Below are 9,422 nucleotides of genomic sequence, written 5' to 3'. Positions count from 1 at the left end.
AAAACCGATTGTCGGACAATTTAAATCTGAAAGCAGAATCAGAACGACAACAACAACACAACAACAAGACTGCTCCATACAGTTTGTCCGCACGGTTTAATAATAAATTGATATATGATATTTGAGGTATGTATACAAGAAAAGCTACTCCGTCATTTTGACACAATAGAAATTTTGTTTTGTTAAAAAAATGATTAGTTACGCCAGGTGCGTCTCTCTCTCTCTCTCTCTCTCTCTCTCTCTCTCTCTCTCTCTCTCTAATATTTCACACGATATAGCCAAACCTGAATCGTTAAAATTCAGACCGGATTTGATATTTTTATGTGTGAAAATTTGAGGCATGTATAAGTCGTTTATAGGGCAAATATAGATATTATTTCTTAAATACAAAAAAGAGATCTCTTCACAGGGACCTCTTCTTTAGGAAAATCAAAAAGTAATTATCAAAATACCTGATTATCTGATCAGATGATTGTTATCAGGCATATCTGTAATATATTTATTTTTATCTTGTGAATTTTCTTTGTATTTATAAGTCACAGAATATATTTTGGTTTCGTTGTCATAGTCTGTAATTTTGATGGTTATTTTAACCGAATCTTTTCCTGCTATCTGCAAAGGACGCAGGTCGAAAGCTGCATAGTTTTTAAGACCATATTTTTCTTCATCTCCGTTTTTATTATGTCGGAGTTCCAGTTCAATGGTTCCATCTTCATTGATAGAGGGAGCAGCAGTTAGTTTATTCTTTACCAGATTTATTGTATGTGTTTTCGCTCCGCCGACATTGATTCCGAAATGTATATTCAGATAATTGTCGCCAGTCCATAAATCCAGTATTTTTATCGGATCGTTACCTACTTCCTGCTCATTAGCCGAAGTTAGGTCTATCACATCTTTGGTCAATATTTCCTGTATTCCGTTTATTTTCGCATAGTGGTCGTATTCTCCGATCTGATCAGACAAGAGCGTGTAATTAACAATTACCCTCTGATCTCCTCTGGGCGAATATATAACATTCGATGCAGCAGGCCATAATGTGGTTCCGTCATCCAAAGTAAGATAGTATGTTTTTGAATCGGCATCTATAGGGTGTACTGTCGCCAGTGCCAGCGAATATTTGTCGAGACTGTAGCCATCGTCATCACATGAGGGCAATACAGTAGTTATGGTAACTATACTTAGTAGCGAAAATATGTATTTTAGAATTTTCATCTGAGAAAACTATCGTAAATTTTATATGTTATACCTTATAGATGCACGAAGTGAAAAAATGTTGCATGAAGAATTAAAATAAGTAAAAGAAAGTGTTAGTGGTTATGAGGGATACTCAATTAAAAGAGTGTGTGGTATTATTTATTTCGAAATTTTACTTTTGATTTCAATGCTTTTTATTATTTTGGCATATCGTAATGCGGAATAAGACCTTAACTACTTTTTTATATTCACGAATATGTTAGACAACGAAAAAAGAGCTTTTATAGCAATTTCCGAGAATAAAGAGATATATCTTCTATCGAAGATGGCAAATCGGCATGGTCTGGTTACTGGTGCAACAGGAACAGGTAAAACTGTAACATTGCAGAATCTGGCCGAAACTTTCAGTAAAATGGGTGTTCCCGTATTTGCAGCTGATGTTAAAGGCGACTTATCGGGTGTTGCTAAAACGGGAGGAAATAAAGACAGTGTTGTAAAACGTGTAGACTCCTATAAACTAAAAGATAAAGGCTTTGTTTTTGAGCCATTCCCTGTTCAGCTCTGGGATGTGTTTGGCGAACAAGGAACACCAGTGAGAGCTACAGTATCCGATATGGGGGCTTTATTATTGAGCCGCTTATTGAATCTGAATGATACGCAAAGTGCGGTGTTGTCTATTGTTTTTAAGATAGCGAAGGATGAATCTCTTGAACTTATTGATCTGAAGGATTTGCAGAAGATACTTGAATATGTAGGAAATAATACAGGTGCGTTTACTACTAATTATGGAAACATTTCGGCAGCGAGTATCGGAGCTATACAAAGAGGTTTACTTCAGATTGAGCAGGATGGAGCTGATTATTTTTTCGGAGAACCAAGCCTCAATCTGGATGATTTACTTCAAACATCAGGAGACAAAGGCGTTATAAATATTCTGGCTGCCGATAAACTAATGAATTCTCCCAAGGTATATTCTACGTTTTTGCTTTGGATGATGACTAAATTATTCGAAACTTTACCCGAAGTCGGAGATCCCGAAAAACCTAAATTGGTCTTCTTTTTCGATGAAGCCCATCTGCTTTTCAATGATGCGCCTAAGGCTTTAGTAGAAAAAGTGGAACAGGTTGTTCGCCTTATCCGTTCTAAAGGGGTCGGGATTTATTTCGTATCGCAGAGTCCATCGGATATCCCCGATACTGTATTGTCTCAGCTTGGTAATCGGGTGCAACATGCATTAAGGGCATATACCCCGAAAGATCAGAAAGCATTAAAGGCAGCTGCTCAGAGCTTTAGGGCTAATCCTGCTTTTAATACCGAAACAGCGATATCGGAACTGGGTACCGGAGAAGCTCTTACTTCTCTATTGGACGAAAAAGGAGCCCCACAACCTGTTGAAAGAGCATTTATATTACCTCCCGAGGGACAGATAGGCCCTTTGACGGCAGAGGAGCGTCAGGCTATTATAACCTCGTCAGTTGTAAATCGGTTTTATGCCCAGAGTGTCGATCGCGAATCTGCATATGAAATACTCACCGGGCGTTTGAATGGTATTCAGCAGGAGAAAGAAAAAGCTGTTCAGGACAAAATTGACGAGAAGGCACGTAAAGAACAGGAAAAAGAGCAACGAGCACAGGAAAAAGTCGATCAGCAGGCTTCGAAACAGAGAACTAAAATGTGGGGAGCTATAGCGTCTGCCGTGGTTGTTCCGCTTGCAAAACAGTTGATAAACTCGTTTTTTGGCGGTAAAAAGAGAAGGTAATATTGATTCGTTTGCTATCGGTTATAATCAAAAATATAGATAATTTTTATTAGGGTTAAATTGTATTTATAAAAGGAAAGGCAAGATTTCTAAATCTTGCCTTTCGGGTTTACTCAATGTAGAGAAATTGAATTGTTAAGTTAAGTGAGTCCTAACAATGTATTGAAAGAGTGTAGTTGATTTGCATCGCTGTTGGTTAAATGCAAATCCGGTATCTTTCGGTCTTTTTATTATTGTGTGAGTTATAATTACAGCAGATAATCAACACATTAAAAAAATCCTCGGGCTACTATCTGGTTTGTTTATATGCTAAGAGTGATTTGCAAAGGATGTCTATCATCCTTTCCTCATCATACGTCTTGGTCGGAACCAATAGTGTTCTGAATATGTTTTCGCTTTTGTTGTACCGGGTAAAATCTTCATCTATTATGACTACCCCGGATGTATTTATTGAATTCAAAATTTCGGGAGAAGGTTTGAAAAACATTTCACAAGGAATAGGATACCCCTTGACCGCATAACGTTGATCGAATGATATAAAAGCTTTTTTGAAGTCTATAATGACAGATATGTCGCTATATTCTATGTTTATCAAAGGTTTCATTGTAAGTGTTGTAATTTATGTTAAATAAGCAGAAAGTACTTAATGATACACTACAAAACGATAACTGCCATGTTTGCTAATCAATAAAGGGCTACCACCTTAGATTTGTACTTTATCTCCAGAGCTTTTTATCTCCCAGATACATTCCGGTTCATCAATCTGATATTTTTTAAAGATAGCTTCAATGCCTTCCTTTACGTGAGCCGGAATGTTTACGTAGCAACTCCTTTTTCTGTAATAATCTTGCTTTGAGCAGCCTAGAAAGAGGATTATTTCGGTTTGAATTTTACTATATTCCGATTTTGCTATTTTGTCCAATCCCGGCATAAAAGAATAGTATTTTTTCTCTATAGCCATATTATTCACTAATTTGGTTACTTTTGTAACATGTAAAGTTAATGAGAGCACAAATATAGATAAAATTTGTCCATAATCATCAGTTTTTGGATAAATTTTACCATAAAATAACACTATGACTTTTGGGGATAGGCTGAATGTTTTGATAAAAGCTTTAGGCTGTAAAAGTATTACATCCTTTGAAGATAAAGTCGGTGTTTCCCGTAAGACATTTGCAAAAGTAATTCGGGAGGGTACTGATACCGGATGTAAGAATGTACTAAAGATATGGGAAAATTTTCCGGAAGTAAATCTTCACTGGCTGATAACCGGTGAAGGGCAGATGTTTATTGCCCAAAAAGTACCTCTTGAATATTTGGTAAAACAAGCCGCATCGCATTTGGCAGAGCCCGTTTCGGAATATCGAAGGACTGAAAACGAGTACATCAGAGCTTTACAGGATCAGATCAGTCTGTTGAAATCCGAAAACGAAAACAAGCAGAATATTATTGAGATGTTTAAGCGTGGGGATATCGTTGTAGCCTCTAAGGAATAATCTGAGTTAAGGTCTGAGACCTATTTATAAACTTTGCAGGTATAACCGCAGCAGGTAGTTATTGCTGTAAAATACGTCATTAAATATTTATCTGTTACTTATATAGGAGAAGAGTTCTTAGTCTTTCTCTTTTTTCGGGAGTCAAACGCAGTCTTTCCGTCATATATTCGTCAACAGATCCGTTTAAATTAATCATCCATGTTTTAGCGTAATCCAGATACGAAAGATCTGCTTTACAGATTACTGTTGCCGCCTCTTGCATGCGTTCGGGCAGAAAACGGGCTTCTCCCAGAACCTGTTGTTCGCTTATACATGAATTAGAGAATAAATAATCGTCTTGGTTTGTATCATCGGGTACACCTAGTGCTCTCAGCAGGAAATAGGCGGCCAGTCCTGTGCGGTCTTTTCCTAGATAGCCGTGAAAAACAATGGGGTAGTTATTTTCATCACAGAGCAGGTCGAAAAACTCAGCGTATTTATCAGAGGAATATTCTATGAGAGCCTTATACATATCTTGAGTAAAAACAATAGCATCTCCACGGTAAAAACTGCCGTCGAGTACACGTTCTCTTATGTAGGTTCTATTTCCGGAGTTGATAGGCAGCGAAATGAGGTTTTCACCTCTGAATAAATCGGGATTCATAGCCCGCTCTTCTTCTTCGCGAAAGTCTATAACTGTTTTGATTCCTAATTTATTGAGTGTTTGATAATCTTTGCTTGATAATGTCGAAAAATCGCCCGCCCGGTATATCATACCCCATTTTATCTGCACTCCGCTGCTGGTATAATATCCACCGACATCTCTGAAATTTTGGATATTATCCATTCTGAAATAGTGATTGGATATAATGCCCGAATAAGTATTTTTAACCCTTAACTGAAAAAAATTTCTTGAAATTGAATCTTGAGCAGGAATACTGGCTACATAATCATTGATATCCGCAACGAGTATGGGAAGTTCTGTGAATACAGAATCGTTGTCGGACATATATATGCTGATTTTGTCTGCCGCATTTTGTGGCGATACTTCCCATTTGAGAACATAGTTTCCGACTTTATCCCTGTCGCACGAAAAAGATATCTCCGGCTTTTTGGTACAGCCGGTAGATACAACTAGTGTGCCGAATAAGAGTAGTTTAGTTATATTATTAATTCTCACGATAGTCTGGTTCAAATATGCTTTGCCGTATTTTTTTATTCACTGTACGGCTTGTGCACCTTAAAAGTTAATCATGACGAGCAAAATTCGTTAGCAATTTATCAAAAAATAGAGAAGGATGAAAGTTATTAACCTTCATCCCCCGTTATTTTAGGAATATTTAAGGTCAAAGACCTTATTTTACTATTTCGAGCAATTCTATTTCGAATATAAGATTCGAATAAGGCTTCATGTTACCTCTTTCGGCATCTCCGTATGCAAGATCGTAAGGGATATATACTTCCCATTTAGAGCCTACGGGCATTAATTGAAGAATTTCTGTCCAGCCCTTGATAACTCCGGTAAGCCCGAAAACAATAGGTTCTCCACGGTCGATACTGCTGTCGAATACCGTTCCGTCTATAAATGTTCCTTTGTAATGTACTTTAACCTGATCAGAAAGTGTAGGTTTTGGGCCTGTCCCTTCTTTTATTATCTTATATTGCAATCCGTCTTCAAGAGTAACTACACCTTCTTTTTGCGCATTTTCTGCCATGAATTTTTCGCCTGCAGCAATCGTTTCTGCATATTGCTCTTTCTTCTGTGCATCTGCTTTAGCTGTCATCTCAGCCATTTTATCGTTCATTAGCTGCTGACTATTCTCTACACGAAGCGGTTGCTTCGATATATAATCTTTTACTCCTTCGTATAATGCAGTATTGTTAAGTTTATTTCCGGAAGCACCGAATGCTTGTTCCGAAAACCTATCAGACATACTCAACAGCTGTCCTCCGATTTCGAGTCCGCTTGTATATGCTTTATTGGTATCTTTCGACTCCAGTTTCTCCAGAATGCCTTTAAATAATTGTTGGGTATTAAAATTGTTTGCTGTTGTTACAGAATCCAGTTTAGCCGATAGTTCCTGAGAAAGATGGTCTTTTTCAGCTTGTGCTGTCGCAGAGTTGATTTGGTTTTCATAATCAGACCTGATTTGTGCTGTATCGCTTATCAATCCCAATTGCTGAAGATACTGGCTTAGCCCGCCTTCACTGAGTGATACTCCGAACGCATACGACAGTGTATCTGTTTCGGTTGTTAAAGGTGTAGTTGTTAACGTAACGGCAGGTTCTGTCGCCTGTTGTTTTTTGTCTTTCTTTTTTGCAGATACATAGCCCGATGTACATATGCCTGCAAGTAATAAAGCGGATAGTGTAATATATTTCATATAATTATTTAAGGTCTCAGACCTATTTATTGCTTTGGTAAGTAAAATAACCAAAGCCTGTTATTAAATAAAAGTATATCATTTAAATACTTTCTTTTATATCTAGAGAAATAATGGCGACAAAAATAATTGATTTTATAGATAATAGTGATTTTTCTTAAGCCATTAATATATTGTAACAATTGCGATGTGATACCTTAGTTTTGCAAGATTCGAAACTATTTATATATTTGTAATCATAAACAACTCATTCATGTCTCAAATTTTCACACATAAAAATATCGAATCCGGTCTGAATTTTAACGATTCACGTTTCGCTATGTCGTGTAAAATATTAGAGAGAGAGAGAGAGAGAGAGAGAGAGAGAGACGCAGACCATGCGTAACAAATAATCAAAAAATTTCAGAAACAAAATTTCTATTGTGTCAAAATGACGGAGTAGTTTTTCGTGTGCTCGTACTTCTCGTTTTTTATACCAATTTACATATAAATCGGCTTGGCAAACTATGTCCGATAATGTCATTGTTGTTTTGTTGTCGTTCTTATACTACATCAGGCAATAGTTTAGCTACAAGCCAATTACTCTTTGCAGTAAGGTGCAGTGTATGCACTTTACTGCATTCTTTATCTTTTTTTTTGATAAATAACATTCTAAATAAAACAACAAAAGGGTTTGCTCCCCTAATTATCAAACAAATGACAATGAAAAAAATCTTTTTATCTGCTCTTAGCCTGATGGCTATGGCATCTTATGCTCAAGTAGGTATCAATACTTCCAGTCCCGATAATTCGGCGGCTTTAGATATCGTTAGTACCAACAAAGGGGTGCTTATACCGCGTATGACGACTGCTCAACGTCTGGCAATTGCAACTCCTGCACCGGCTTTACTTGTTTATGATACCGACCTGAAATGTATTTCTCAGAATGCAGGAACATCAGCCGCTCCATCGTGGGTTTGCCTGTCTGCCAAAGATACTCAGTCGGGGTCGTTTTATATGCCTTCTATTGCTATTGATGCAACGTCTGTAGTAACAAATCAAACACTTGACTTGTATGCTGAATACAAAAAGCAGTTCAATACTCCGACCAAAGTAAGTACGGGTGCACCTGCCAGTATTCCTTACTTTACAGCAGCAACCGACTTATATTACTACATTACTTTCTATGATAATACAGTACTGAAAATCAATAGTCTGAATGCTTCGGGGGTGCTTAACTACGATATACTGAAGGAGGCGGACTATGCTACTTTTATGAATGTGGTTTTTGTTATTAAATAATATGACTGGGTAGAAAATGAAAAGAATAATATTTATAGCAATATTGGCAATGGCCTTTTTACAAGGACAGGCTCAGAAAGAAACAAATTTATGGTACTTTGGAAAGAATGTTGGACTAAACTTTAATAATCTCCAAACTAAAATAGCCACAGATGCTTCTAGTGTACCGAATATTCCAACGATGGTAAAGGGACCGATAAATACCATAGAAGGTTGTTTTACCTTATCAGATGGAAACGGTAATTTATTAATGTCATCGGATGGAAGTACTGTATATAATGCGAACAATGTCGTTATGCATAATGGTACAGGATTACTTGGCAATTCTTCCGCATCTCAATCGGGTATCGTTGTGCCTATGCCTGGCAATACAGATAAATACTATATCATATCAGTAAATGCTGAATCTAGCTCAACAGGGGTAAACTATTCAATAGTGGATATGTCTCAACAAGGAGGATTGGGGTCTGTGATAACTAAAAATGTCAACCTGCTTTCAGGGCAACGTGGTGAGAATATAATGGCGATTCCTAATGCTGCAAATGATGCTTACTGGCTAATACATAGAGACAGGACTACTTTTTATATATGGAAGATTACTTCTGTAGGAATTTCCTTTGTTGGTATGACTAATTTTACAGCATCACTGCCAACTAGTAATACAATTACAGTCGGTTATTTGACTGCATCTCCAGATTATACAAAAATTGCTGCCGTATCTCTAAAAAATTTCAGTTTGGTTGCTGACTTTGATAATGCTACCGGTGCAATAACCAATGTAAAAGTAAGGCAAGATATTAATAATGTATACAAGATAGAATTTTCCCCATCACGGGAATGGCTTATTATTGCTTGTAATTGGGATGGAGGTGCTCTTTATTCTATTAAATTAAATGATTTCATCTCAGGGGGTGTAATGTCTACAATCTATAATGAACGAATATCATGTATACAAAAACATACAGATGGTCGCATGTATGGAACGGGATATAATTCAGATAGAGCTTTGTTTGTGATAATGAATCCTGATAATGGAGGAACCATTGTGAAAAAGATTGCTAACTTCTTTTCCTCTGATCCTCAATGGGGATTGCCAACTTTTGCTACTGGCTATCTCACTCTTGAAGGTAAAGAAAAATCCTTCGTCTGCACAGGTAACGATTTTAGATACACAGTTGAAGTAAGTATGTCTGGTGTTTCTGCTGATCAACCGACTAAGCTTGTCTGGAACTTTGGAGATGGTTCAGCAACTGTCACTCAAAATATAGTTTCGGATCAAACGATCTATAAACAGATCCACAATTATGCAACAACAGGCAAGTATACGAT

9 protein-coding genes are annotated in these 9,422 nt (G+C 37.1%); 4 read left to right on the top strand and 5 right to left on the bottom strand.

Translation table 11 applies throughout. The annotated features are described in order from the left end of the window. Positions 1-456: 456 nt before the first annotated feature. Positions 457-1,212, bottom strand: a complete 756-nt coding sequence (locus K322_RS19425; protein ID WP_051290798.1) for a NigD1/NigD2 family lipoprotein — start codon at positions 1,210-1,212, stop codon at positions 457-459. 238 nt (positions 1,213-1,450) lie between these two features. Here K322_RS19425 and K322_RS0113225 point away from each other — a divergent pair, with 238 nt between their 5' ends. Beyond that, a complete protein-coding gene (locus tag K322_RS0113225; RefSeq protein WP_026627314.1) occupies positions 1,451-2,953 on the top strand; it encodes a helicase HerA-like domain-containing protein in 1,503 nt (500 codons plus the stop codon). Between the two features lie 289 nt (positions 2,954-3,242). On the opposite strand, the gene K322_RS0113220 is transcribed toward K322_RS0113225, so the two are convergent. Further along, positions 3,243-3,557: a hypothetical protein gene (locus K322_RS0113220; RefSeq protein WP_026627313.1), complete on the bottom strand. Its 315-nt coding sequence runs from the start codon at positions 3,555-3,557 to the stop codon at positions 3,243-3,245. A gap of 99 nt (positions 3,558-3,656) precedes the next feature. Then, positions 3,657-3,914 (bottom strand): hypothetical protein, encoded by a 258-nt coding sequence (locus K322_RS0113215; RefSeq protein ID WP_026627312.1) that lies wholly within the window; start codon positions 3,912-3,914, stop codon positions 3,657-3,659. Positions 3,915-4,029: 115 nt separating this feature from the next. Between K322_RS0113215 and K322_RS0113210 the strand changes: the two genes are divergently transcribed. Further along, entirely contained in the window at positions 4,030-4,449 is a 420-nt protein-coding gene (locus K322_RS0113210) for a helix-turn-helix domain-containing protein (RefSeq protein ID WP_026627311.1), read from the top strand. A 94-nt stretch (positions 4,450-4,543) separates the two neighbouring features. On the opposite strand, the gene K322_RS0113205 is transcribed toward K322_RS0113210, so the two are convergent. Further along, complete coding sequence (locus tag K322_RS0113205) at positions 4,544-5,608, bottom strand: tyrosine-protein phosphatase (protein ID WP_026627310.1); 1,065 nt, start codon at positions 5,606-5,608, stop codon at positions 4,544-4,546. Between the two features lie 175 nt (positions 5,609-5,783). After that, positions 5,784-6,812: an FKBP-type peptidyl-prolyl cis-trans isomerase gene (locus tag K322_RS0113200; RefSeq protein WP_026627309.1), complete on the bottom strand. Its 1,029-nt coding sequence runs from the start codon at positions 6,810-6,812 to the stop codon at positions 5,784-5,786. A gap of 702 nt (positions 6,813-7,514) precedes the next feature. On the opposite strand from K322_RS0113200, the gene K322_RS0113195 reads away from it, so the two are divergent. Then, on the top strand, positions 7,515-8,093 hold the full coding sequence (locus K322_RS0113195) for a hypothetical protein (protein ID WP_026627308.1): 579 nt from the start codon (positions 7,515-7,517) through the stop codon (positions 8,091-8,093). Positions 8,094-8,109: 16 nt separating this feature from the next. Further along, a partial coding sequence (locus K322_RS0113190; protein WP_026627307.1) for a SymE family type I addiction module toxin occupies positions 8,110-9,422 on the top strand: 1,313 nt, incomplete at its 3' end.

Origin of the sequence: Indolivaga capnocytophagoides DSM 22835, from assembly GCF_000426485.1 — a bacterium.
Lineage (GTDB): Bacteria > Bacteroidota > Bacteroidia > Bacteroidales > Dysgonomonadaceae > Dysgonomonas_A > Dysgonomonas_A capnocytophagoides.
The sequence above is the reverse complement of the archived record's forward strand: the minus strand, read 5'-3'. Positions and strand labels throughout refer to the sequence as shown.